Annotated in this window: 23 protein-coding genes and 1 riboswitch; of the genes, 6 read left to right on the forward strand and 17 right to left on the reverse strand. The window is 41.2% G+C overall.

Features of this window, described 5'->3' with window-relative positions; translation table 11 throughout:
• The 10 genes from LEP1GSC192_RS01060 to LEP1GSC192_RS01105 form a co-directional block, all read right to left on the reverse strand.
• Positions 1–1227 (reverse strand): bifunctional cobalt-precorrin-7 (C(5))-methyltransferase/cobalt-precorrin-6B (C(15))-methyltransferase, encoded by a 1227-nt coding sequence (locus LEP1GSC192_RS01060; protein ID WP_020768234.1) that lies wholly within the window; start codon positions 1225–1227, stop codon positions 1–3.
• Entirely contained in the window at positions 1224–1892 is a 669-nt protein-coding gene (locus LEP1GSC192_RS01065; RefSeq protein ID WP_020768008.1) for a precorrin-8X methylmutase, read from the reverse strand. Before LEP1GSC192_RS01065 ends, LEP1GSC192_RS01060 begins: the two co-directional genes overlap by 4 nt.
• Complete coding sequence (locus LEP1GSC192_RS01070) at positions 1885–2997, reverse strand: cobalt-precorrin-5B (C(1))-methyltransferase (RefSeq protein ID WP_020768213.1); 1113 nt, start codon at positions 2995–2997, stop codon at positions 1885–1887. Before LEP1GSC192_RS01070 ends, LEP1GSC192_RS01065 begins: the two co-directional genes overlap by 8 nt.
• Positions 2998–3753 carry an FAD-dependent oxidoreductase gene (locus LEP1GSC192_RS01075; protein ID WP_020768141.1) on the reverse strand — a complete coding sequence of 252 codons (756 nt, stop codon included), beginning with the start codon at positions 3751–3753 and terminating at the stop codon, positions 2998–3000. It lies immediately after the preceding gene.
• Positions 3754–3762: 9 nt separating this feature from the next.
• Complete coding sequence (locus tag LEP1GSC192_RS01080) at positions 3763–4137, reverse strand: DUF3209 family protein (protein ID WP_020768323.1); 375 nt, start codon at positions 4135–4137, stop codon at positions 3763–3765.
• A gap of 9 nt (positions 4138–4146) precedes the next feature.
• Positions 4147–5337 carry a CbiX/SirB N-terminal domain-containing protein gene (locus LEP1GSC192_RS01085; protein ID WP_020768035.1) on the reverse strand — a complete coding sequence of 397 codons (1191 nt, stop codon included), beginning with the start codon at positions 5335–5337 and terminating at the stop codon, positions 4147–4149.
• The gene (locus tag LEP1GSC192_RS01090) at positions 5334–6152 is read right to left on the reverse strand and encodes a CbtA family protein (RefSeq protein WP_020768103.1); all 819 of its coding nucleotides are present in this window, start codon (positions 6150–6152) and stop codon (positions 5334–5336) included. Before LEP1GSC192_RS01090 ends, LEP1GSC192_RS01085 begins: the two co-directional genes overlap by 4 nt.
• Positions 6143–6325, reverse strand: a complete 183-nt coding sequence (locus LEP1GSC192_RS01095) for a CbtB domain-containing protein (protein ID WP_020768427.1) — start codon at positions 6323–6325, stop codon at positions 6143–6145. The genes LEP1GSC192_RS01090 and LEP1GSC192_RS01095 overlap by 10 nt, the downstream gene beginning before the upstream one ends.
• A gap of 137 nt (positions 6326–6462) precedes the next feature.
• Positions 6463–6647: riboswitch (cobalamin riboswitch) on the reverse strand.
• A gap of 63 nt (positions 6648–6710) precedes the next feature.
• Positions 6711–7703, reverse strand: a complete 993-nt coding sequence (locus tag LEP1GSC192_RS01100) for a catalase (RefSeq protein WP_020768285.1) — start codon at positions 7701–7703, stop codon at positions 6711–6713.
• A gap of 28 nt (positions 7704–7731) precedes the next feature.
• Positions 7732–8583 carry an SDR family NAD(P)-dependent oxidoreductase gene (locus LEP1GSC192_RS01105; protein WP_020768334.1) on the reverse strand — a complete coding sequence of 284 codons (852 nt, stop codon included), beginning with the start codon at positions 8581–8583 and terminating at the stop codon, positions 7732–7734.
• A 187-nt stretch (positions 8584–8770) separates the two neighbouring features.
• Between LEP1GSC192_RS01105 and LEP1GSC192_RS01115 the strand changes: the two genes are divergently transcribed.
• Positions 8771–9358 carry a Crp/Fnr family transcriptional regulator gene (locus tag LEP1GSC192_RS01115; protein WP_020768220.1) on the forward strand — a complete coding sequence of 196 codons (588 nt, stop codon included), beginning with the start codon at positions 8771–8773 and terminating at the stop codon, positions 9356–9358.
• Positions 9359–9394: 36 nt separating this feature from the next.
• Here LEP1GSC192_RS01115 and LEP1GSC192_RS19230 read toward each other — a convergent pair whose 3' ends face one another.
• The 3 genes from LEP1GSC192_RS19230 to LEP1GSC192_RS01130 form a co-directional block, all read right to left on the reverse strand.
• Positions 9395–10573, reverse strand: a complete 1179-nt coding sequence (locus LEP1GSC192_RS19230; RefSeq protein ID WP_020768338.1) for a nitrogen regulation protein NR(II) — start codon at positions 10571–10573, stop codon at positions 9395–9397.
• A gap of 205 nt (positions 10574–10778) precedes the next feature.
• Positions 10779–12563, reverse strand: a complete 1785-nt coding sequence (locus LEP1GSC192_RS01125; protein WP_020768140.1) for an alginate export family protein — start codon at positions 12561–12563, stop codon at positions 10779–10781.
• A 291-nt stretch (positions 12564–12854) separates the two neighbouring features.
• On the reverse strand, positions 12855–13376 hold the full coding sequence (locus LEP1GSC192_RS01130; RefSeq protein WP_020768219.1) for a hypothetical protein: 522 nt from the start codon (positions 13374–13376) through the stop codon (positions 12855–12857).
• 336 nt (positions 13377–13712) lie between these two features.
• On the opposite strand from LEP1GSC192_RS01130, the gene LEP1GSC192_RS01140 reads away from it, so the two are divergent.
• Complete coding sequence (locus LEP1GSC192_RS01140; protein WP_198289286.1) at positions 13713–17228, forward strand: nitrate reductase; 3516 nt, start codon at positions 13713–13715, stop codon at positions 17226–17228.
• Positions 17229–17235: 7 nt separating this feature from the next.
• Here LEP1GSC192_RS01140 and LEP1GSC192_RS01145 read toward each other — a convergent pair whose 3' ends face one another.
• Positions 17236–19710, reverse strand: a complete 2475-nt coding sequence (locus LEP1GSC192_RS01145) for a SpoIIE family protein phosphatase (protein ID WP_020768239.1) — start codon at positions 19708–19710, stop codon at positions 17236–17238.
• A 134-nt stretch (positions 19711–19844) separates the two neighbouring features.
• Positions 19845–20381 (reverse strand): TetR/AcrR family transcriptional regulator, encoded by a 537-nt coding sequence (locus LEP1GSC192_RS01150; RefSeq protein WP_020768324.1) that lies wholly within the window; start codon positions 20379–20381, stop codon positions 19845–19847.
• A gap of 151 nt (positions 20382–20532) precedes the next feature.
• Here LEP1GSC192_RS01150 and LEP1GSC192_RS01155 point away from each other — a divergent pair, with 151 nt between their 5' ends.
• Positions 20533–21711 (forward strand): MBL fold metallo-hydrolase, encoded by a 1179-nt coding sequence (locus tag LEP1GSC192_RS01155; RefSeq protein WP_020768227.1) that lies wholly within the window; start codon positions 20533–20535, stop codon positions 21709–21711.
• A gap of 45 nt (positions 21712–21756) precedes the next feature.
• Positions 21757–21987, forward strand: coding sequence for a hypothetical protein (locus tag LEP1GSC192_RS01160; protein ID WP_020768206.1), 231 nt, complete (start codon positions 21757–21759; stop codon positions 21985–21987).
• Positions 21988–22077: 90 nt separating this feature from the next.
• Here the strand turns inward: LEP1GSC192_RS01160 and LEP1GSC192_RS01165 are convergent, their stop codons facing one another.
• On the reverse strand, positions 22078–22635 hold the full coding sequence (locus LEP1GSC192_RS01165) for an HdeD family acid-resistance protein (RefSeq protein ID WP_020768053.1): 558 nt from the start codon (positions 22633–22635) through the stop codon (positions 22078–22080).
• An 84-nt stretch (positions 22636–22719) separates the two neighbouring features.
• The gene (locus LEP1GSC192_RS01170) at positions 22720–23151 is read right to left on the reverse strand and encodes an Hsp20/alpha crystallin family protein (protein ID WP_020768069.1); all 432 of its coding nucleotides are present in this window, start codon (positions 23149–23151) and stop codon (positions 22720–22722) included.
• Positions 23152–23337: 186 nt separating this feature from the next.
• Here LEP1GSC192_RS01170 and LEP1GSC192_RS01175 point away from each other — a divergent pair, with 186 nt between their 5' ends.
• Positions 23338–24681: a PAS domain S-box protein gene (locus LEP1GSC192_RS01175; RefSeq protein WP_020768430.1), complete on the forward strand. Its 1344-nt coding sequence runs from the start codon at positions 23338–23340 to the stop codon at positions 24679–24681.
• Between the two features lie 8 nt (positions 24682–24689).
• A complete protein-coding gene (locus tag LEP1GSC192_RS01180; protein ID WP_020768462.1) occupies positions 24690–25412 on the forward strand; it encodes a LytTR family DNA-binding domain-containing protein in 723 nt (240 codons plus the stop codon).
• The last annotated feature ends 111 nt before the right edge of the window (positions 25413–25523 follow it).

Consider the following 25523-nt stretch of genomic DNA (forward strand, 5'->3'; position numbering starts at 1 on the left):
TTAAGATTTCCTAATTTTAAAAATATGGATCGGATTTAATGCCTCATATCTGAGATAATCCGCGAGTTTTTGACCTCGGGATATATTGATGAGGGTCACCTCCGGGATCAGGTCCATATCCCTGAATGTTTTGTAAGCCTCGGAAACATTGTCTAAGGTGATTGCATTCGCCACCAAACATCCGCCGGGATTTAATCTTTCCCAAGAAAGTTCCAGGATCTCTTTCATATTACCCTTGGAACCTCCCACAAAAACGCAGTCGGGGGAGGGAAGATCTTGTAATGCTTGAGGAGCTTTTCCATGTATTAAGAAAACATTATCTGTTTTATGGCTGAGAATATTCTGTTCGCAGATCTCTATTCCTTCCGGATCTACTTCGATCGCGTACACTTTTCCTTCTCTGGCGATCCTGGCTGCTTCGATCGAAACCGCTCCTGAGCCCGCTCCAATATCCCAAACTAAGGAATCCGGGCGGATCTCTAATGCGGAAAGAGAAAGGATCCTGACTTCTTTTTTGGTGATCAGTCCTTTTTTAGGAAGACGTTTCGCATATTCTTCTTCTCCTAAAAAAGGAAGAAGTGGGGAAGGTTTCCAATTCGGATCTTTTCTGAGAAGGATCAACACGTTTAAGTCGGAAATATCGGAGGTCCCAGCCAAAGTTTCTAATTCGAATTCACGGACCTTCTCCTCTTTTCCACCCAGGTTCTCACATACGAACGCTTTCCAGTCTGTTTCAGAATAATGTAATAGATACTCTGCGATCTTGGAAGGAGAGTTGGTCTCGTCAGTGAGACAGGCAACCTTGGAAATACTTTGCAATTTCGTAATGAATCCGTAGAACGACCTACCGTGAAGAGAAAGAAAGGAGGCATCGTCCCATTTGACCCCGATCTTAGAAAAAGCGTTTTGGACGGAACTTGGTGCCGGGATAAATTCCACATGATCCTTTCCTACTTTTTTTAAGATCAGATTTCCGATCCCGAAAAATAGCGGATCTCCAGAGGCAAGAACGCATATCGTATGCTCCGCGGAAAGTTCAGCAATCTTCTCCGCTGTGCGAGCAACGTCATTTTTGATGACGATCCTTTCTCCGTCAAATTGAGGGAAAAAATCCAGATGTCTTTCTCCTCCTGCAAGTACTCTTGCTCTTGCTACTGCACCCATTGCTTTGCTGGACAGTCCGACACAACCGTCGTCGCCTATCCCTATAACGGTTACCGCTTTCAAAATTTTTTCTCCGTTGAAAGAAGTAAAAGTGCATGTATGATGGATACCGCGATCGTACTTCCTCCTTTTCTTCCTCTTGTAAGTATGTATGGTATGGAATAATCGGATTGGAATTTGATATCCAATAACGCTTCTTTGGATTCTGCTGCGGAAACAAATCCTACAGGAACTCCTATCACGAGAGCGGGGCGGATATCTTCTTCTTGCACGAGTCTTACGATCTCCAAAAGAGCAGTGGGAGCATTTCCGATCGCAATCACACATCCATTCAAAAGTCCTAAACTAGAAGCCTTGCGCATAGACTCGATTGCTCTTGTGGAATTATTTTCTTTAGCTCTTTGGATCACCTCCGGATCGCTAATAAAACTATATGTTTTACAACCGTAAGCATCCAAACGTTCACTGTTTAAACCCGCAATGATCATCTGAACATCACAAATGATCGGGCATCCGTTCTTCAGGGCTTGGATGCCGTGACGGATCGCGTTTTCATGGATCTTCGTTAGATCCTTGTATTCAAAATCGGCGGTAGCATGTATGATCCTTCTGACAACTTCCCAATCTCCCGGTGGATGTGAATGATGTCCTGCTTCTTCATCGATGATCGCAAAAGAATTATTTTCGATCTCCCTTCCCAAGGAAGTCATTTGCCGCATATCATTCATTTGTCGCTTCTCCTTTGATTCCCCAGCCTTCCGGAGCCTCGAATTTTCCTAAAAGAGTTCCATCAAAATCCACCATATAAGTGGAAACTCGTAAGCCTAATCCGTGTTTGGAACAATTTTGCGAAACGATCTCGCAGATCCTAGTGGTGATATAAAAATGTCCGGATTCTTTACAAATATCTAATACATGTCTTGCTGTATTCGCCGCTTCTATACTGGAACAAATAGTCTCCGGGATCTCCAAGGATCTTGCTATATTTGCGAGCATCTTCGTGTTTACGGAGGAGCCGCCTCTATGTGTCATCATGACGCCGTCAGCCATCTTGGAAAGTTTTCCGATCATACCTACAATGACCACATGATGGATATCTTCTTTGATCGCGGTCTTGATCCCAGTTCCTATAAAGTCTCCAACTTGTATAAATGCGATCTCGTTCATATTAGGAAGAAGGTCCATTGCGAATTTTTCTGACTTTCCTCCGGTAGTTAAAACGATAGATTGTTCTCCATATTCTCTCGCGACCTGTATCGCCTGTATTACGCTTGCCTTATATGCCGCGGTGGAATACGGTTTTACGATCCCGGTAGTACCTAATATTGAGATACCGCCGATCAATCCAAGACGTTCGTTCATCGTTTTTTTGGCCATCTCTTGGCCGCCAGGAACGCTGATGGTCACTTCTGCGCCTGAAAATGCGGAACCTATCAGTTCTTCTAATATCATTTCCGTAATATTCTTTCTAGGAACGGGATTGATTGCAGGTTCTCCGATCTCCAATCCGAGTCCCGCTTTTGTGACGACCGCTACTCCTTCTCCACCTTTTAATACGATCTTGTTCTCTTGATTTAGTTTTACTTCTGCAGTTAACTCCGCTCCGTGAGTACAATCCGGATCATCTCCTGCGTCCTTGATGATACTACAAACAGCAGTATTTTCCGAGATCTCGCAACGTTTCAGTTCGAAGGTGACTTTTCTTTTGTTTGGAAGAGTAGTTTCAATTTCTCTAATGGCCTGGCCTAAGATAAGGACCCGAGTCGCCGCTTTTGCAGCTGCAGCGGAGCAAGCGCCGGTAGTAAATCCTTCTCTTAGCTCCTTGGTTGCCATTTAAACTCCGAGACTTGCGACCGGTGAAGGATTTCTTTGAGTGTTAAAGAATGCTTCCATTCCGATCCTGGATTCTAATGTCCCTAAACGAATTAGTTCGGATCTTACTTCCCTTAAAATATTTCCATCCCCGCTTAAAAATGCGTTCTCCGGGACAGTACAGTCTCCCAAAATCGATTTCAAAATTTCTAATACAGCGGAAATCCGATCCGGATCGGAAATAGAAGGGATCTGGAATATATTCGGAAAATTGGAAATACCCGAGAGGAGATTCTTTAATACTTTTTCAGAAAGAAAGTCCTCCTCTTTAGTTTTGAACCAGACTGTTATTGTGCTATCCAAACGGTCCGAGAATTTTTTGGAAAGAAGAAGTCCCGCAAGAGAAGTGATGCCGGTATCCGTTGCCAGAATGAGAGAAAAACCCGGAGTAGGCCATGTCGGATCTCCTACAAATTTTCCCCAAGGACCTGAATATTCCAGTTCTGCTCCTAATTCTAATTTCGGTAAAATACTGGAAGCCTTTCCGGTCCCTAAACGTTTCAGGCAGATCTGGAAAGAACCCGTTTTAGAATCGGAAGATAAAATGGAATAAGCCCTTTTGATGGATTTTCCATCGGCATCGTTACCTAGATTTAGGATAACGTATTGTCCGCCTACAAACTCAAAAGCGGAACCGTCCGATCTTTCAAAACGGTATAAATCCGAAGAAGCACTTATATTTTCTTTATGAACTAATTTGAGAAATTTTTGGCCCAAGGTTTCCTCCTAAGAAGGGTAGATCTCATGCACAAAATCATGCATTTCTTCCAGATCTAGGTATAAGGTTTGAAAGGCTTTGGCGGAATTTTTCAGATCCAATTCCACTTTTTTAGTAAGAATGAGTAGAGAGGTATAATATCCCGATTTAGGATCTACTGTAGAAAGTCCCGAAATTTTTTGTTCTAACTCTACCAAACTCGCTTCGAAAAATCGGATCAAGTCCTCAAAGTTATTCGCATTCGTCAAAGATTGGATCGGCCCGGGAGAAAAAAGGGCCTCCGGTCCTATTTCATTTTTTTCATGTTGGATAACGGATTCGTCCTTGATACCGAGAACATTCATCATTCCTAATCTTAAAGCCGCAATTTCATGACACGCCATACTCTATTCCTATTGCATAATATTATCAACTAAACGAGAAACCAATCGATCCTGCAAAAGATGTTCCGAAACAAGATCCTCTGCATCCTCTACACTTACTTTTTGATACCAAACTCCGTCCGGATAGACAACCACTACGGGACCTTCTCCGCATCTTCCCATACAGGAAGAGCGGGATATTTTAAAATCCAAATGCCTGTCGTTTGATTTTAAAATGGATCTCATACGAGCGACTAAGGCGGAACTTCCTTTGCTTGCGCAGTCTATATTCTCACAAACAAATATATGTTTTTGTAAATTACGATGAGGGAATAAATGAGGAGCCGCTTGGTTATGAGTTTCCAGATGACGGATACTCCAAAGAAGAGCCTTCAATCCTCCCACTTTTTTGGAAAGACCCGGAAGCTGAGCTCTATATTCGCATGTATCGCATGGAAGGGAAAATTTTCCGGATATACAATCTTGTATTCTTTCATCCATGACGGAGAATAGTTCCGGATCGGGACCTAGATAAGAAGAGAGTTCCGTTTTGATCCATGGAAATTTTTCCGAAAAATTTTGTACCAAGGAAGAGATCTTTTGGATCAGTTTTCCTCCGAATAAAAAGTAGGGGACCACCAGAAGTTTTTCCGGTCTTAATTTGGAAGCCATCTCCAAAGTTTCCGGAAGTAGGGGGCTGGTGATCCCTATGAAGGAAGGAAGAACAAAGGAGAAATAATTTCCTTCTTGGAATAAACGAACTGTTTTATAAAAATCACCGTTTGCATCCGGATCGGAGGAACCCCTATTAACGATGATCACTCCGGTTTTAGAGGATTGTTCTTGGCTTAGAGGTATACATTCTTCCGCACGTTTTCTCAGTAAGGATACCATTTTAGAATGGATGCCTAAACTATTCGCAATTTTAAAAATATGGCCCGGAAACTCGGATTTGATCTTATCCAGAACGATCGGAATATCGTTTTTGATATGACCGGAAGTGTATAAAAATAAGGGAAATATTATAATATTAGAATATTCTTCGCCAAGATCCCTAAGAGCGGTTTCTATATCCGGTTTTGCAAGTTCCACATAGGCATGGGAAATTTTCAGGTCCGGACGAGTGAGCGAATAGGCCTCCACTAAGGAAACGAATTCCAAATTGGAATTTTCCTCCCTGCTTCCATGACCAAGTACCAGAACCGCAATTTTAGGTTTCATTTGAATCCCAATACCTGCCTTGGTTTCAAAAATAGGAAAAATAAAGAGGATAATAGAAACCAGAAGATCAGATTTGAGAAGAAGGTCACATATTCGAATTGGATCCTTAATTCTTTTGGAGCCGTAAAATTTTCGGAAATTTTAGGTGCGCCTAGATAGAATGGAAGTCCTACAAAAAATACGAATATTGCTAGAACGAAGGTCCATTTTAATAGATTATGGATTTTTAAATAAGATAGTATGGTCTGGGATCCTAAAACTCCGATTAAACTTGAACCAACACATAGAAACCACCAAGCTTGTCTCTCCGGATAATCGTATGCACTTGAAACTCTGCCAGGTAATTCCGGAGGAAGTCCAAGAAATGGGATCCCAAAGAAGATCAGAAATCCGCCGATCGTACTTAAAATACTTGGAAGGACTGCCTTGGATAGGGAAGGGCTTTCTAAAAATCCGTTCGGAGGGAATAATGCCATCCAAACAGAGATCAAAACTCCAAAAGAAATTCCTAATAGAATAGATCCAATGAAAGTCCCAAAATTTCTTTTTTGCCAAAGCTCGTCATCAATAGTAGTTTCTTTAGCAGAATTAGATGCCTGTTTTGTATGAGAATGAGATTCTCCATGTGCGTGATAATGGACATGTGTTGAACCGGTATTCGATTTTTCTGATATAGATTTGGATTCGAACTTCTCCGCTTCTAAGATCAGAGGAAGATTCCATACACAAACCAAAATCCCTAAAATAAGACCTGATACTAGACCGGAAAATATCCCGGTCCGTAATAGGTGATAAAATCCGGATCTTAGTGGCATGGAAAGCCCGTAGAATGTCTTATATCATGGAAAGTATCGTGCAAATACACCATCGGTTCCAAGCCTACGGTATAGATCGTAGAAATAGCAAGCAACGCAACCAAAGCTAGAACGGAACCTCTAAGCCATAACTTGGCTCCCGAAAAATCCTTCGAAACGGAGATCGAGCGCATAAAAATCCCTCCTAAGAGATCTTCACCTAACAAGATATAAACGATATTCGGGCATAAAAGAGTACACCTTAGTATCGTATGAACAAAAATGTTGAGTTTAGTTACGTAACCGTCTTACATCCGAGATCGGATCACGTAGCTTCAGGATTTTTGTAAGGTCGTTTTCTGACTCGAGATCGTCCTACTCGGCACGTCTTCCCAGGTTTTACACCCAGTGACATCTTGTGCCTTTTGTCCCTCTTACAGCGGCGGGTACCGTGACGGAATTGCACCGTCTTCCCATAGATGAGGCCATCTATGTTCCTACAAAAATAGACTGAGATTCCAAGATCTATTTAGCTGAATGATTTTGTATAGTATTTTATTTTTGAACGAATAAAATTCTTTAAACCGCACCCCTCCCTTTTTGGCTCGCGAGATACACATGTTTTCTCGCTCTCATCACGTCTCCTAAAGGGCGATGCTCCATTAAAGCTTCCCAAGGATCAAAAATTGTATCTTCGATCTTTTTCTGTAAAGAAAGACCATGCTCCGATGCAAAATCCTGAGTTGGGATCGTAAGAGTTGCGAGAGTTACGTAAGGCGCTTCCGATTCAGGCCAATTCACGGAAGCGTCTTCGATCGGTGTTGTTTTTTCATCCGTAAAAAATTGGACTTGGAATGTATATACCAATTGGCCTTCGGAAAGTTTTGCTCCCATATCACCGGCCCAATCTTTAGAGGCATCTTTGCTCGGTGTCCTATCGGTAGGGGGAAGTAGCCTGACTCTACATGCATAAGGTCCGAATGCGATAGGCGCCGCACTATAAAAAGGCTCCGTTGCAAATCCGCTAAAAGGTTTATTAAAACTTTTTGATACTTTTTTGATCCTTGCGAATGCTCCGAAAAATCCGTAAGTGGAAAAAAGATATTTTAGTAAAGGACCGCCACCTTTTGCGGCTGCGGTAACCACACCCACAAACTCGTCACTTTTAGGAGAAGAGAACGCTTCCAAATTAATGAGAAGAAAATCCTGAGCGGAAGTATTACCGTTTTGTAATGCGCTCGGGCCGTTCACTCCTAAGATCTTTAACGCAAATCCCCTGATATCTCCCGTGGTATCCGGCTGTATTTTCATACTTCCGCTGGAAAGACGGATCCAAACGTCTTTTGTTCCGGGGGTTGCAAACAGACCTTGTTTTGTATAATCCGGAATATTCGATAAAACTTCGAACTTTGCCTCTAGTCCTAAGATCTGCTTTCTATGTAATGTGCGGCCTTTTCCGAATTTGGAGGAATTCACTTTTTGGATCTTTTGGAACGCTTTTACATATTCTGCAAAACGAATCTCTTCGTCCGGGGCGATATCTTCTTTCCAATCCTTGCTAATCGGTTTCATAAAGTCTCCTTAAGAATGAATCCTTAGTTTATACTTCTTTTTTCTTATTCAGTCTGGACTGAGCGGATTTTAATTCGGAATCCGTCAGTTTAATACTGAATTCCGGAAAATGTCTAAATAGAAAATATTGCAGCCAAGAATCCCAACCGGTATATCCGATGAACTTTTTGTTCGGTATCCATTTTAAGATTGCCTTTGCTACCGAATCGATCGCATGTATTCTGTTCAATGCGGAACCCATTTCTATTTCCTTGCTCAATTCGGGTTTATCCGTGTTTTCTTTTTCCAACCCCGGAGTATCCGTCGTAGGTGGAAGGAATAATTTTACCTTTACTCCATGAAGCATCATTTCTTGGCGAAATCCCTGAGCAAAACCTACGATAGCAAACTTACTGGCGGAATAAGCTCCGTAACCGTAGATAGAAAAGAAGGCTAATGTAGACGCTAAGAATACGATCTCCCCGTTTTTTTGTTTGGCAAAATGGTCCCTGAATGCAAGAGCTCCGTTTACATGACCGAAATAGTTCACATCCATTAGATTTCTGTAAACTTCTTCATCTAGGTCAGAAGCTTCTCCCGCTTTTGCAAATCCGCTACTACAAATTAGAAGGTCTAATCCTCCTAAGGTTTGGATTGCCTTTTTGGCTTCTTTTTCTAAGGCTTTTTTATCCGAAACATCCAAAACTGCGTATCCGAAAACTGCTGTTGGAGCTCCTACGGCCTTCAATTCTTCGACCGTTTTTTCTAAGTTGGATTTTCCTCTGGCGGAAACGATTACACTTGCTCCTGCTTTGGCTAATTCTATCGCAATTCCCTTACCTATACCTGCGGATCCGCCTGTGATAAATACTTTTTTACCTTTGTATCTGCTGAATGACATGTTGAAAAATTCTCATCGATGCGGGCAAGATTTCCTTTTTTAGGAAACTATTCAATCTAATTCGAAACTTTTTACGGAAAGAATTAGAGAACTTGTTCCAAAATCTTAAATTCCCGGTTTGATCCCAAAACAAATCTTGCCTTTTCTTTCCTATGATACTGAATACGGGAGAATTCAAGGCATCACGATGCAGGATATACCTCTTCTGGAAAATATAAAAAAGAAGATCCCAAGTTTGGAGAAAAATTGGGACCGTTATTCTTCCATGTTAAAGGAAAGGAAGGTTCCGCCAAAAACCGTACTTATCAAAAGAGGGGCTTATACCAAAAACATATTCATCGTTAAAAAAGGATGTCTACGGTTGAAATTCGAGGATAGAGGAAGGGATATCACGATCGCATTTTTTCCTGAGAATCGAGCAATCACTTCCATTCATAGTTATAGAGGAACTTATAAGGATAGCTTACTTAGTGTGGAAAGTATCGAACCCACGGAATTACTGATCCTGAGCGGGGAAGATGCGGCGATCATTTATAAAGAGAACGAAGGGGTCCGGGATTTTTTACTGGAATATGTAGCCGAAAGATTCGATACCTATATGAATTTATTTTTATCAAGGATCAGGGATAGTCCGGAACAAAGGTATTTGAATCTGATTAAGGAGCAGCCCGATATTGCAAATCGTATTCCTCAACATTATATCGCTTCTTTTTTGGGGATTACCCCCGTGTCCCTAAGTAGGATCAGAAATCGGATCTGGAAGGAACAAAAATAAACTTATCATAAACCGAAAAATTTGCCGAGGCCTCTTCTATTCCAAAACCGGTAGGAAAACTGAAAATTTCGTTCCGGATCCAAGTTCACTTTCTACCTTGATCTTACCTTTATGATTTTCTAAAATTCCATAAGCGATAGAAAGCCCTAAACCTGTTCCTTTGCCTGGCTCTTTAGTGGTAAAGAAAGGGTCGAAAATTTTACGGATCGTTTTTCTGTCTATCCCTGTTCCGCTATCTAGAATTTCTATCACCGCGGTCTTTTGGGTCTTTTCCGGAGAAATAAATTTTCCTTCTTCCATTCTTAATCGTATGGAAAGTAATCCGCCGTTAGGCATGGCGTCTTTTGCATTTAAGAATAAGTTTAGAAAAACCTGATGGATTTGGTTATGATCTGCCTGTACAAGGATTGGATCCTGAGGTAGGTCGGAAATCACCCGAATAGATTTAGGAAAAGTGGAAGATGCGATATGGATCGTTTCTAAGAGTAGATCATTTGCGATGGAAGGTTTAAGATCCGACTCTACCTTTCTTGCCAAGGTCAAAAGTTGTTTGATCAGGGAAGAACCTCTTTCCGCAGTCTTTTTTATGATTTCAGAATATTGTAAAATTTTTTCCGGATGCTCCGAATTTTTCTCCAGGAGGGTCGTGTAACCCAAGACTACCGTCAGGATATTATTAAAATCATGGGCCACTCCTCCCGCCAAGGAGCCAATCGATTCCATTCTTTGAGAATGTATGAGTTGCTTTTCTAGTTCATGATGTTTAGTAATATCTTGAAATTGAATGGCGAAATAATTCGGGTTACCCGTTTGGTTCCGTATTAAGGTTACATCGATTTGGACCCAAAGAAGGTGTCCATCTTTATGAATGTATCTTTTTTTTCTTTTGAAACTAGGGGTTGGTCCGTTCGAAAATTGATCGATGGAACGTATATCTTCCTCGGTTTCATCCGCGTGGGTGATCGAATCAAGGCTAATTCCGATCAATTCATTTTCTGAATATCCTAAAATTTGAGAAAGCGCAGGATTTGAACTGATAAATTTTCCATCCAATGATACGATCGCAAATCCATTCGGAGAATGATATAGTATATTCTTAAATTGAGCCGCCTGACAAAACCATTCGTCCAAACCTATTTCTTTGGGCAAAAAGTCCTTTTCTAAAAAATCGGAAGGCTGGTTTATTTTTGGAGGAATTTCATCGCAGTGTTGCATATCCTTTCTCTTCCATATTCTTTATGACAGAGAAAGGTAGAGTTTTCATCTTAACTATTGTTAATAAATTATGTAACAATTTTAAGACCCATTGGACAGCTAATCATAGTCTAACTTACCCTAGTTGATGATACTATTCGAGACTTTTCAATAAAAAAGAAAGGAGAGGCCGAAACTTTCGGCCCCTCCTAGGGAAAGGATTGCCTTATAGGGAGGCGGAGACCATGAGATAAAAGAATTTAGAAGTATCGTCGAACGTATATCTGTTGTCTGGATTTGAGGCAAACGGATTCGTTCTTTCATTTCCGATCGCTTCTTTCGCTTTTACGACGGAAATTCCCATCCAGATGGAGACGGATTCCGTGTAATTATAGATCCAAGTAAAATCATATTGATAGAATAACCTTCTACCCAATCTCGAATTCTCGTAAGAGAATTTGTCATTGGAATAATTTTCCGTACTTGCTCCGGTATTCGGAACTCCCGAGACCTTATACCAAGCATCTTGCAGATTCGCTTTTTGAGTGTCGTAAATAGCAAAGATGAACATTCCATAATCCGTTTTGAGATTCGCTCTGATTGAATATGACTTTATATTTTCGAATCCGACCATTAGGGATTGCCCGTTCATAGTGTTCCAATTTGGGAAAGAACCTGCAATCTGAGGGAATAAACTCTGCCAAGTCCCGACCTTTGAATCGGATCGATTCGGGTCCCCCGAAGCGTAAGTATAACCTATACCGAGTCGGATCCAATCGTTAACCTTGATCCCGGTATCCAAAGAAAGAAGTCTTGTGTCATATTGCACTTTCTCCGTGTAAATGTTTTTACCATTAGCCGCTTTTTGATCCAGAATATCCCAGTCGGCTTTGACCCTATCCCCGGTCATTCCGGACTGCCATGCTGATTCTATGGTCCAATCCCAGATCTTTCCAGCAGGTAAAAGATTGTTATTCGTTCTGTTGGTAAATCGAAAGCCCGTTGTTAATAGATCGTCTCTTTGTTTTAGGCGATCATCAAAGTCGGTAGGATTCGGATTTGGAATCCACTTTTTAGAAACTTCCAATACGTATAGGTCTAGATGGGCTTCTTCACCGAGTTTGATCGTATTATAAGCACCGAAAAAGTAAGCCTGGTCTATAGAACCTTTCGATCTTCCATTACTCGTGGTCAAACCGTAGGGAGCGTCGTATTGATTGGAAAGGATGGTTCCGAATACATGCGATCTAAACCATTGTGAGTCATGTACGAATCGAACCCCATCGAATGCAAAACCGGTGTGAAGCCAATTTAACGGGCCTACAATTTTCAGATCACCAAAAGCGAAAACCTGTCTGCCTACAAAAACGGAAACGGGAAGTTTATCAGATTTTTTGAATACTATATAAGCCTCCCTAATATCCGTATTATTTCTAATATTCGTATTGGTAGAAGTCCCCGGGGTCAATGTGGTTCCGGTGCCTGTACTTAACCCGTAAGCCCAATTACCCGAGTTCTGAGGAGTTTGGCTTCCTCCCCAAAGCCTGCTGTCTTGCACGGTGACTTTGATCGCATAATGTGGAGAAGGATCGAATAAGAACCAAAGTTGAGTGTTTTGTCCTACGAAAGAACTATAATCATCCGTCTTTTTGTTGAAATCGGGATTTTCTCTCGCTTCAAATCTAGGCCTAAGAGAAGCTCCTAACTTTAAATTATCCAGCCAAAACAAATCTGATTTTTGGGTATCCTTCATTTGTTCGGGAGTGACTAGAAGAGTTCTGAGATGATCTACAGGAATATTTCCTTTCCATGGAGAATTGTATTTAGGTTCTTGTTTTTTGGCCTTTGATTCGGGACTTTCCGTTTTGTTCGTATCCGAAGAAGGGGTATGGTTCGGACTTACTTCCTTAACATTCTTATTCGGGTCCTCTTCCGAATAAGAGTTTGTGCTCATAATAATGATTATTAAGAGAAATAAGGAAAAAAACTTCAGTTTTGAGATTATCTTCATTCGAGAGCAGCCCACAGTAAAAGTATCTTTCTTAAGGATTAGCAATTAGTGTGCCAATATGTTAAAAATATATTAATGTTGAATGAACTGGCGAATCAGGTCCGTTTGTTAAGATGTAAGTCGAGTGTCCGCTTTAGGGTACGATGGATAAATTTACGTATTGTATAAAAAATGTACGTTTTCTAGGAGAAAACTTTTTGTAGTAACTTCGACTTGCTTGGATAAGTGAAAAGTTTAGCGCTTTTTCGAAGAAATTGATAAATAATTAATGAATGGCACGAAATTTGCTATTTATGAGATGATATCTATATTTAATTTTTTACGAAAGTTGAATCCATAATGTTCTATCAATTCCAGTTCGAGTTCGTTATTGAAGCGAATGATACTCTTGGCGGTTTCTTCCAATGAGACTAATAAGGGTCCTTTTCTTCCCTCCAGAATCTCCTTTTGTAGATTCCAGAAGTATTTACTATTTTGTGGGGACTTCTTCTTATCCGTTTGTTTACTTTCGGAAACTCTTTTGTAGATCGAAATTAATTCGCTCGGAGTTTTTACATTTATGTCCACCTTTTTTAATTCATAGGAAAAGTCGGGATTGTTCCCGTTGTCGGAAATGGTTTTCGTTTTTGAGATCACGGAGGGGAGAAGTTTAGAAATGTCTTCATAGATAGGAAAGGCGGCAAAGATCCAATTCACTAGATTTAAGCTGGAAAGTTTTGCGGGAGACCTTTTATATTCCGCCCAGACTTCTTCTAAAAAATCCGCTTGGGAATAGAAAAAAAACAAAATTTCATGCTCGTTCTTCTCTTTCATCTTTTGGGTTCGAGCCTAGAGGACCTTCGGGATCCCAGGGGACCTTTTTCTTTCTATGCAGGATAAATGCCAGATCTAAAAAAGAAAGCCAATTCGTTTCTGATCGTTCTGAATCTGAATTCCAGTGTATATTCTGCATTTCTTTGCCAGATCCTCCCGTTCGGTATGCCAATATTGACTTTGTCGAAGATACTACATTGCAGAGATTCTATACAAACTGCCTCAGAACTGAAGAGGAAAGTGTCTTCTCTTCTCGAAACCAGACTCGGAAAGCATCTAATTGGCCTGTTTTCTAAATAATACAGTATATGGCGTGATAATTGCATGAATACAAGTATGCAAAACCTGGAGACCTTTCAAACAACTTGCCCTTACTGTGGGGTAGGTTGCGGCCTGAAGGTGGAAAAAAGCGGACCCCAGGATATTTCTGTGAGTGGGGATCCCGATCATCCTACAAACAGAGGTGTCCTTTGCTCAAAGGGGATGAATTTGCACTATTCCGTCATGGACAGGTCAGATCGAATTCTGTACCCGATGATGAGGGAGGATCGTTTTTCTCCTCTAAAAAGAACCGGTTGGGATAAGGCATTGGATCTCGCTGCGGAAAAATTTAAGAGTTATATCCGGGATTTCGGCCCGGATTCGGTGGGGTTTTACGTTTCGGGACAACTTCTGACAGAAGAATACTATATTATAAATAAGTTAACTAAGGGATTTTTAGGGACAAACAATATAGACACAAATTCCAGACTTTGTATGAGTTCTGCCGTCACTGGATATAAGATGGCATTCGGAGAAGATGCCGTTCCGGTCGGATACGAAGATCTGGACCTTGCGGATTGTTTTTTAGTAGCTGGGGCAAACCCTGCCTGGTGCCATCCGATCGTGTTCAGAAGAATAGAAGCTAGAAAAAGAGAAAATCCGAATATTAAACTCATAGTAGTGGATCCTCGTAGGACGGAGTCCTGCGAACATGCGGACATTCATCTGCAGATAAATCCCGGAACTGATATTTATTTATTTCATGCAATTGCAAGAATTCTAATAGAGAAAAATTGGATAGATACTGAATTCATAAGGACGCATACCGAAGGATTCGAGGAACTAAAAACGAAAGTTTTCGAAATTTCGGTTCAAAAAGCCGCTGAGACCTGCGGGATCTCTTTCGAACTAATTTATAAAACCGCGGAATACATTTCTAAGGCGAATGGATTTATTAGCTTATGGGCTATGGGGTTGAACCAAAGTGTTGTCGGAGTGAACAAAAATTTGGCCCTGATCAATCTTTCTCTTCTCACTGGGCATATTGGAAAACCAGGATCCGGTCCATTCTCCTTAACCGGTCAATCTAATGCCATGGGTGGAAGGGAAGTTGGAGGACTTTGTAATCTTCTTCCTGCGCATAGAGACCTGGAGAATCCGGAACATAGAAAGGAAGTCGCAAAATTTTGGGGAGTGGCTTCTATCTCAGATTCTCCCGGTTACAGTGCGACTGAAATTTTTGAAAAGCTTGCCTCCGGAAAAATGAAAGCTATATGGATCATTTGTACGAATCCTGCCGTCAGTCTTCCGGATGTAAGAGCCGCCGAATCCGGTCTTCGTTCGGCTGAGTTTGTAGTTGTCCAGGATATTTCCTCCGAATCTAGCGTGATCCCTTTCGCGGACCTTGTACTGCCTGCTGCCGGTTGGGCGGAGAAGACGGGTACAATGACAAGTTCCGATCGTAGTATTTCTGTTCTCCCGAAAATTTTAGAACCTCCAGGGGAAGCAAAAGCTGATTCTTGGATCATACAAGATTTCGCTAAAAAAATGGGATTCGGTCCTTCGTTCGATTATTCCGATGAAGAAGAAATTTTTTTGGAACATTGTAGATTAACGGAAGGGACTAAGATCGATATATTAGGTTTAGATTATCAAGAAATCCGTAAACACAGAGCGATTAGATGGCCTTATCCCCGGAAGGGGCATTCGGATAACGTGCGATTATTTAGCGACGGAAAATTTTACAGAAAGAATGAGAAAGCAAAGATCCACTCCGTAAGATCCGAAGACGACTCCGAAAAAACGGACGATGATTTTCCTTTGGTGCTTACCACCGGAAGGATCAGGGATCAATGGCATACAATGACCAGGACAGGTAAGGTCAAAAAATTGAAAGAACATAGGCCTGAACCTTTTTTGGAGATCCATCCGGACGACGCTTATAAATACGATATCAAAGACGGTATGCTGGTGACCATTTCGAGCAAGAGAGGATCCGTTCGTGCAAAAGCCCTCCTAACAGATTCCATAAAACGTGGTGTCGTATTTTTGCCGATGCATTGGGGAAGAAAGAATGGAACTGATATGTTCAGGTCCAATAATCTTACTAGTTCCGTTTCTGATCCATTGTCCAAACAACCAGGTTTTAAAATTTCTGCAGTCCGGATCGCTCCTTATAAAAAACCTAAGGAGAAAATTTTAATCGTCGGTGGCGGAACTGCCGCATACGCATTCTTAAAACAATACAGGGACCTTGCACCGGGTGATGATATCACAGTGATGTGTAGGGAAGAAAATCCGTTTTATAATAGGGTACTTCTTCCGGATTATATCGGAGGGGAAAAGGAATTCGACGATCTTATGCCGACTGATCCCGAGGAGGTAAAGTCCTGGAATTTGGACCTTTTTCCAAATAAATCCGTTCAGATGATCTATACAGAAGGGAAGAAGGTCCGTGATACGGAAGGAACATTATATTCCTATAATAAACTTGTGCTTGCGATGGGAAGTTCTCCGGTCTGGCCTGCAAAGGTCCGCCCCGAAATGCAAGGGGTGTTTAGTTTAAGAAGTAAATCGGATGCGGATCGGATCAAAGGTTTTTTTGTCCCGAAGTCCCATGCGCTTATAGTGGGTGGCGGACTTCTCGGATTGGAACTTGCAGCGGCATTAAAAGGTGTCGGCGTAAAAGTGACTGTTCTTGTTCGATCGGATCGTTTGATGTCCCAAAAATTGGATGTTGTGGGCTCGGATATCTTAAAAGAAGAGATACTTGCAAGAGGGATCGAGTTAATATTCGAATGTGAAATTTCTAAGATAGAAGGAACGGAAAGAGTTTCGAAAGTTCAACTCTCGAACGGGAATTTTGTCGAGCCCGATGGGATTATTTTTGCGATCGGGACGAAACCGAATTTCGAGATTGCGGTCAAGGGTGGATTGGATTGTAATAACGGAGTGGTGGTGGATTCTTTTTTAAGATCTAGCGATCCGGACGTGTATTGTATCGGGGAGATTGCAGAACATAAAACCGGAAGTTACGGGAATATTTCGGCCGTGGATGACCAAGCAAAGATCGCGGCTCAACATCTATTCGGTTACGCATTCAACGAATATACCGGTTCGTTACATGCTCATATTCTAAAGATCCCGGGATTGGAATTGGCTACGATCCGGCTTCCGGATATTCCTATGGAAATCCCTAGGGATAAACGGGAAGAATTCGAAGAGATCATATTCTTAGATCGTAAAAAACGTTTTTATAAAAAATGTATCATCCGGAACGACCGGTTGGTTGCCGCTATTTTGATCGGTGATAAGTCTTCCTTTAGCAGAATGAAAGATTGGGTTTCTTCCGGTATTGAATTGGGGGATCGTAGGAAACATCTTCTGTATGACGACGAAATGATGAAACCTCTTCAGGGAAAGGTTGTCTGTTCCTGCAACGGAGTAGGAGAAGGAAATATCAGAGAAGCCATCCAGGATGGAGAAAGAACCCTGGAGGCAATCGGTAGACGGACAGGTGCAGGAACAGGATGTGGAAGCTGCCGTTTGGAAGTGACTACCATCCTAAAAAGTATGTCCAAGGAAGCCTAAAGAGGTTCTAATCCGATTTAGACTTCGATGCGGCTAATAGGGCTTCCGCTCGGACCTTATTTCCATTTTTATAATGTAGTTTACTTAGATGTTCTAGGTTTTTGGAATGACCGGGATCTCTCATGAGAAGAACTTCTCCGAAATCGATCGCTTTGTCGTAATTTCCAAGTCTTGCGAGTGCGTATGAAACCCAGAGATAAACCGGGCTGTCATCCGGATATTTTTCCAAATATTTTTGGCCTTCCGACCCGACAAAGATATAATCTTTCTCTTCGATCGCACTTCTTAACGCCTTTCTACGATTTGCTTTTTCGGAAATTGTATCGGTGAGTTGTTGGTTCTGGAAAGGATCGTCCAGAATATCCGCGACCGAGGTCATTTCTTCCTTATAGGAAATCCTTACAAGACTCAAATCGTCTATGATATCCCCTCTGGAGCGGATGAGAGCTTCTATTTGTAGTAGTTCCGCTTTTGCCTCTTCTACGTCCTTTAAGAATGCTCTTTCGTCTTCGTTGATGATCTGGTTCCCATCTTCGTTGATCCCGAGTTGTACGTCGTCTCTTCCGTCGGATCCGATCAGGATCACATCGTTCGGTTTGAGTTGAAGTGTTTGGACTACGAATACTTCGTCCGGATCCTCTACTCCTACCTTTCTGAGCATTCCGTTTTCGGAAAGGAAGTCCGCTCTTCCGTCCCTGTACATCACTACTTGTGGATGCTCTGCGTTTACAAAATACATCAGTCCCGATTCTTCATCCACAATGCCTACTACCATGGAGATCAACATTCTTCCGTCAAAGGAAACGAATACGCTCTTTAATTCATGATAACATCTTCTGAGCCAATGTTCAGGGAAGATCTCCTGCATCTCTAATGTGTTTTGGGTTCTTGTGACTATTGTTTTAAATACGGTCCCCATGATGAGAGCGCCTCCCGCTCCCTGCATGGATTTTCCCATTGCATCCCCATTAAAGAAAACTAATACAGGTCTTCCTTTCAATTTTAAGGAATAAACCGCACATAAGTCTCCACCCAATTCCCCTTGCCAATTCCTGAATTGGAACCTTTTCTTTTGGCGGCAAAGTATTTCCGCTCGTACTATATCGCTATGTCCATAGTTTCCGGCCAAAGGTTGCATTAACTGGGAGGTTAGGAAATAATCCCCGTCTTGTTGATGTTTGAGTTCCTTGATCTCGGTTAGGCTTTTTTGCAGATCGTTGGTTCGTTGGCGGACCTTTTCCTCCAGGCTTGCGTTTAATTCTTCCACTTCATTATGGACCCGAACGAAACGGTTTGCCAATATGAATGCTATCCCTAATATGAATGCCAAAAAAGTGAAAGGCATGATCAATGCGGAATTGATGAGCCTGTTTGTGACCGCATAGTCGTGCACGCCTCCTAAAACGATCAATGCAACTCCACCTAAAAGTAGTCTTGCATCGGAATTACCCTTCCAAGCGGATCTTCCTGTGATGAAAGAAATATATGGAAAAACAATTACTACTGTGAGGCCTGCGACGATTGTAAGTAATAAATCTCGAATATACTGATTTACGAATATATCTAAAAAGGCTACAAGTCCGTAAAGTGTAGCGGAATAGACGGCGAACTTCGGATGTTTTCCCTGGAAGAACCTAGCAATGAATAAAAGAAGGCTTCCGATAAACATCATCAGCGAAAATTGGTCCACCTTGGATTGTAATTGTCTATGAGAGCCGAAAAGTATCTCCGCAGTGGAATTATTCGTAAGGTGAAATATGGAAAAGAAGATCGCAAACAATCCGAAATATAAATTGAATATATCGTTTGGTCTTCTGACAGCCAGAAGAAGATGGTAAAGTCCTACGCTGATATAAACCGCAGCAAGTAGAAATGCAACGCTTAGTTCTAATCCGAATTTTTTAAAAATGGATTCCGAAATTCCCAGGGCAACTTTAGGTCCGCTCCAATGGAAGGGTTTTCCGGGAATTGTGCAGATCTTTGCGTAGATAAAATTTTCTCCACCTGGACGAAATGCTGCCGCAGGAAGTACGGAAATGATCCTTCCGTCTTGTCCGGAAAGATAGGGATCTCTTCTTCCTGTTTTTCCGATCAGTCCAAGTTTAGAAGTTTCGTTCAGATAAAATTCAGCGAAGTCAGAACTATGACCGGAATCGATTGCAACCGAAGTCTGCTGATTCATCCAGGCGCGGGCCTTCTCCGGTAGCGCATGACGGATGGAAATACATCCGTCAAAATTCTGATAAACATCGTCGGAACTAAAATCGAATGGAACCGTTATTTTCGTTCCTTTTTTGAAATCCGGATTCGTGTTATTGTCGGAGATAAATTCCCACTCTCCATCTAAGGAGAGGATTGAGTCTTCCGCGATCCAGGAGGCTCTCTCACAATTGCCAAGGGAAAAAACTAGGCAGAATATAAGAAGTTTTTGTGAGACAAATCTGTGTAAATTAGATGGAATGATAAATTTCAGTTTGGTCATTAGGAGTTCTAACAAAAAGTCAGCTGCAGGGTATAATACCCCAATTTATTGGCAAGAGCTAAATCCTAAGACGTAGTATGATTGTAATTTTCGACCCGCGAATGTCGGAAAATTATTGAAAACCGAAAATATCTCTAACGTGCAAATTTTTCTGTAAGTAATGCGACTCTTTTATGTAGTACTTTTGTTTTGGGTAGGTCTGCGGAAAGTCCTTCCAAAGCCAGAAAAAACACTTTTGCGCTTTCTTTGTCCCCCAATATTCGCTCGGCGAATTTGATAATTTGTCTTTCGTATTTTTGCGTGCTTTTAGGAGATAATTTAGAACAGGTTTCATAAAACTCTGAGGTTTTAGGTTTTCCTTCTATTTTGGCCCAGGGCTCGATCAATATCAGCTCGCAGATTCGCAGAAGTTTTTGTTTGGCGGAAGTATTTTGGTCCAAAACTTTCTCCGCTTCTTCGTAACTCCCTTCCAAGGTGTAATCAAAGATCCCTTCAAATAGATCCTCTTTGTTCTTAAATTTTAAATATAGGAGAGGGCGGGATAATTTCGCCTGTTTCGCTATATCGTCCATGGAAGTTTTGGAATATCCGAATTGAAGAAAACAATATAGCGCAGCGTCTAAAATTTCCCTTTTTCTTGCCTCATCCCCTAGGCTTACCTTTCCGGTCATAAGATTATTTGACAAATTAATAAAAAAATGTCAACTTTATTAAACTTTGCAGGTCTGAGATGTTGACAACTTAGATAAAAATTGTCAAAATGTAAGGATGATATCTACCGGTTGTTCCGGTGGGTCGTTTCTAAATTAGGAAATAAAACGAATGAAAAACATAAATCGATCCGGAAAATGGTTGGTTCCGATATTGATCTCTATCTTGGCCGGTTCCTTTTTTTATACCTGCCAAGCGCTGGGTAAACAAGCGGAAGGAGAAAGGTTTATTCGAATGCAAGGATCTCCCCAATGGAAAGAAGGGCAATTCGTAAATCCTCAACCTCTGATCAACGATTTCTGGAGAGCTATAGGCAGTATGTTCCACCCAAGCGCCGATGTAACTCCCAAAGATCCTGTGCCTGTAGTTTTTGTGGAAAAATCGAGATTTTCAAAATTTCCAGAGTCCGGTTTAAGGGTTACCTGGTTTGGACATTCCTCTTCTTTGGTAGAATTGGATGGAGTTAGGATCTTAACCGATCCTGTTTGGTCGGACAGAACTTCTCCTTCTTCTTGGATCGGACCAAAAAGATGGTATCCTCCTTTAATCTCTTTGGAAGATCTCCCGGAAATAGATTTGGTATTAATTTCACACGATCATTACGATCATATGGATTTCGGGACGATTTCCAAATTGAAAGATCGAAACACGTTATTTGTCGTTCCCTTAGGTTTAGGAGCCAATCTTTCTCACTGGGGTGTTCCTGAGGAAAAGATTGTGGAATTGGACTGGTGGGAAAGTAAAAAGATCAAGGACCTGGAAATAGTAAGCACTCCGGCTAGGCATGCTTCCGGTAGATATCTTTTGGACAACGACGAAAAACTTTGGTCCAGTTACGCTTTGCTCGGGCCTAAACATCGGGTTTATTTTTCGGGAGATACGGGTTTGTTTCCAAAAATGAAAGAGATCGGTGCAAAATACGGTCCTTTCGATCTGACTATGATAGAGACGGGGCAATACAACCAGGCATGGCCAGATTGGCATATCGGTCCTGAACAAGCGGTGATCGCTCATGCCCAGCTTAGAGGAAAGGTATTACTCCCGATCCATTGGGGACTGTTTGCTCTTGCATCACACGGTTGGACGGAGCCTGTGGAAAGAGTTTTAGAAAAATCTAAAGAACTTGGGGTTACTGTGATCACTCCTAAACCAGGAGAAAGTTTGGAACCTGATTTACAAAAAGATTATATTGCTTGGTGGCCTAAACTGCCGTTTAATTCCTCCAAAGAAGATCCGATCGTATCTAGCCAGTTGGAAGAAGATACTGCGAGTAGCGGGGTGATTAAATGAAATTAAGAGTAATAATTACCGGCTCCACCGGAATGGTGGGCGAAGGTGTATAATTTCCGTCCCGGTTATATACATCCAACTCCCGGAGCAAAAAATACTTTGTCTGCCTATAAATATTTCGGCTGGACTTTTTCTCTGTTAAGGATCATTTTTCCGAAGCGTGTTTCTACCTTGAAACAACTTGGGATCGCTATGATCCATGCGAATGCGAAAGATTATGGTAAGAATACTTTAGAAGTGGCGGATATATTAGAATTAGCTAATTTCTATAAGTAGGTATCGGTTTTTATTGACAATTTTTCAAAAGACGGACCGGGAGCAATCCAGGAATTACTCCCGGGGTTCTGAACGAAAAATACGATAAAATTATTTTCTAGATCTTTCTATCTTGAACTCTTTCCAACCTAAGTATAAATTTCCCATCCCAGAGATGAAAAACCCGATTCCGGTCCAAAAAATAATCGTAAATATCCCGATCAAAGGAAAGAATAATACGAATATTGCGAAAAGTAGAGTGGAAATCCCTAGAATAAGGACATATCCCCAATGAGAGTTCCTTAGTCTTCGAATTTCTATAGAAAAAGATATTAGGGAAATTGAACGAAAAATCAGCAAAAATCCGAATACAAAGGGAAGTGTGACAGCAGTGATCTCCGGATGAATGAATAATAAGGAGCCGATCAGAACGTCTAAGATACCGACCACTAAATTCCAAATGAATATTTCAGTATATTTTCTATTGTATAAGGAAAATAGGATATGGCTAACTCCGGTTGCGGCCAGAATGATTGAGAATGCAAGTGCCAATACTAAAAAACTTTGTCCGGGAAATAGAATCGTCACCGTTCCCGTTAGAAGCCAAAGGGCACCGACTAATATTTGAAGCCACCAATGTTTTGATTCTTGAGTTATTAAAGTTGTCATAAGGTTTTATTTTTATTTACTCCGAAAAAAATCGGCGAATTTGAAACGAACTCGCCGAGTATTCAGCTTTTGTAATCGATGGTATTAATTTACTCCGATCTTAACAGCTTTTTTGGGCGCTTCTAGTTCCTTTCTAGGAATAGTGAGCTTTAATACTCCGTTATCGTATTTAGCGCTGATTTGATCCTTAATAACATTATCCGGAAGAGTGAATGTCCTGCTAAAGGAAGAATAATTGTATTCTCGCTTGCTATAGGTTTTGTCCTCTTGTTTGGATTCGGATTTTTTTTCCGCGCTTACGGTAAGCTGGTCGCCTTCTAGATCGATTTTAAAATCCCCTTTTTCCAAGCCGGGAGCCGCGAAATCCATTTCATATCCTTCCTTCGTCTTTACCACGTTAACTGCCGGGATATGTTGGAAGGGGCTTCTATTCAATAACTCGTTCCAGGATTGGAAGAAATGATCCAAATTGGAAAGATTCAAAAAATGATCCGTTGGTTTGGTTATACTATTCATCGCGAATACTCCTGAGGAAGTTTTAAACTAGTATTAACGATCAGTCAACGGCCAACGGGGAGAACGGCACGATCCAAAAGGAAAAAGCAAACCTACAGGGTTTTCCGCATAATTTTGATTGCAGAGGAATCGAGAGTATGTAATCTAATGATGACTTACGTTAATATACCGCAATTATAGGCATTTATGGGCAATGAAAGAAGGTTGAAAGATGTTTTGGATAATATGCCTATTCTTTTCTTTTCCTTGGACGAGAATCTTAGACCTGTTTCTTGGAACCATGAATGCGAAAAAGTTTTGGGATATTCTTTTATCGAGATCTTAAACGATCCCAGTTTTTCATTTCGAAATTTGATCCCAGATAGAGGGGAATCTGCCGGATTCAATCCCGGACTTCTGGATTCGGATTTTAAGAATTGGGAATTGGATCTGGTTTCCAAAGGAGGAAAGTCCAAATTAGTCTCCCTTTCTAATATCTCCTCGGAATTTCCGCTTTTCGGTTCCATGAAATGGTTCGTCGGTGTGGATATTACTAGAACCAAAGAGATAGAACGAGAATTAAAAAGTTCTTTAAAGGAACTGTCTGATTTTCAGAAAGCGCTGAATGCCGTATCTATCGTTGCGATTACCGATAAGGCTGGAACGATCATCTACGTGAACCAAAACTTCTGCGATATTAGCGGATATTCCAGAGACGAATTGTTAGGACATACTCATAGGGTAGTCAATTCCGGATACCATCCGAAGGAGTTTTTCGCAGATCTTTGGAAGACGATTTCCAAAGGAAAAATTTGGAAGGGAGAAATTAAAAACAGAGCTAAAGACGGAAAATATTACTGGGTGGATACCACCATTTCCCCAATTTTGGACGGCAATGGAAAGCCGTATCAATATCTGGCGATCCGCAACGATATCACAGAAAGAAAAGAAACGGAAGAGAAGGCGAGGCATGCCGAGAACAATCTAAAGATCCTTCAAGATCGGATGAGTCCTCATTTCCTATTTAATACGTTGAGCATCATTCATTCCTATCTCCAGACAAACCCAGGGCTTGCGGATTCCGCCATTTTAATGCTCGCAGATAATTACAGATTTTTAATGGATCAGGCAAACCAACAGCTTGTCCCTTTCGATATAGAATGGGAATTTATGGAAAATTATCTACAACTTTTGAAACTTAGGTTTTCCGACTTTTTAGAAGTGGAGTTCGAAAAATCGGGTAATTTTAAACAATGCCAGATCCCGCCCTTGACCTTACAACCTTTAGTGGAAAATTCCTATATTCACGGTTTAAGAGATAGAAAAGGAAAAGGAAAGATCAGCGTTAAAGCTTTGATGAAGGATGACAAGACCATGGTAACGATAAGGGATAATGGAAAGGGATTAAAGGATTCCAATATTCTTTCCAGGAGCATTGTGAACATTTCCGAACGTCTGAAATTTTATCTTTACGATTCGGAAGTGAAGATCGAAAATCACCCCGAGGGCGGGGCGATCGTCACGATCGGTTTTAAATCCGCGAAAAATTAATAATAAAAATGGCTGAATGGAGAACACTGATCGTTGAAGACGAGGCCCCTACTAGGGAATTACTCGTAAATTACTGTATTGCTCGCCCTGAATTAAAACTAGTAAAAATAGCTAAAGATGGGGAAGAAGCGCTGGAATATCTTCAGAACGAAGAATTCCATCTGGCTTTTTTGGATATTAATCTTCCCATCCTTTCCGGCTTGGATATTCTAGAAAGATTGGAAAATCCTCCGTATATTATTTTTATCACTGCGCTTAGAGACAAGGCGATCGAGGCATTCGAATTCGGTGTCATCGATTACCTTCTCAAACCGTTTTCTAAAGAAAGATTTTTTAAAGCGGTGGATCGTGCCGTGGAAATTTTAGGGAACGAATCAGGCAAACCTTCCAAGAACGTTTTTAACGAGCATGGACTTTTCATTTTAGAAAAGGAAAATCATTTTTTAATTCCTTACGGAGAGATCATTTATATTTCGTCCAGGGATAATTTTAGCGTGGTTCATACCGAAAAAAGGCAGTACGTGACTTACAAATCCTTAAAAAGTCTGGAGCATAAACTTCCTCCGAATAAATTTATGAGGGTATATAAACAATACATAATTAATTTGGAAAAGTTGTCTCATTTACAAAGTGATAATATGGGAAATTATTCCGTTCACTTGAAAGATGAGGACGAGACACAACTTCCCGTCGGAAGAAAGTATATCTCCAAGATCAAAGAACTTCTTTAATTTCTCCCTGTGATTTTGCCGGTTAAGAACCGATTTCACCGTATATCTCGCGAAGTATTGACTTAAGCGAGATTTTTGCTTATTCTTGCTTCTTTCCGGCTTATCCGGAAC

Source organism: Leptospira sp. B5-022, assembly GCF_000347035.1.
Classification (GTDB): Bacteria; Spirochaetota; Leptospiria; order Leptospirales; family Leptospiraceae; genus Leptospira_B; species Leptospira_B cinconiae.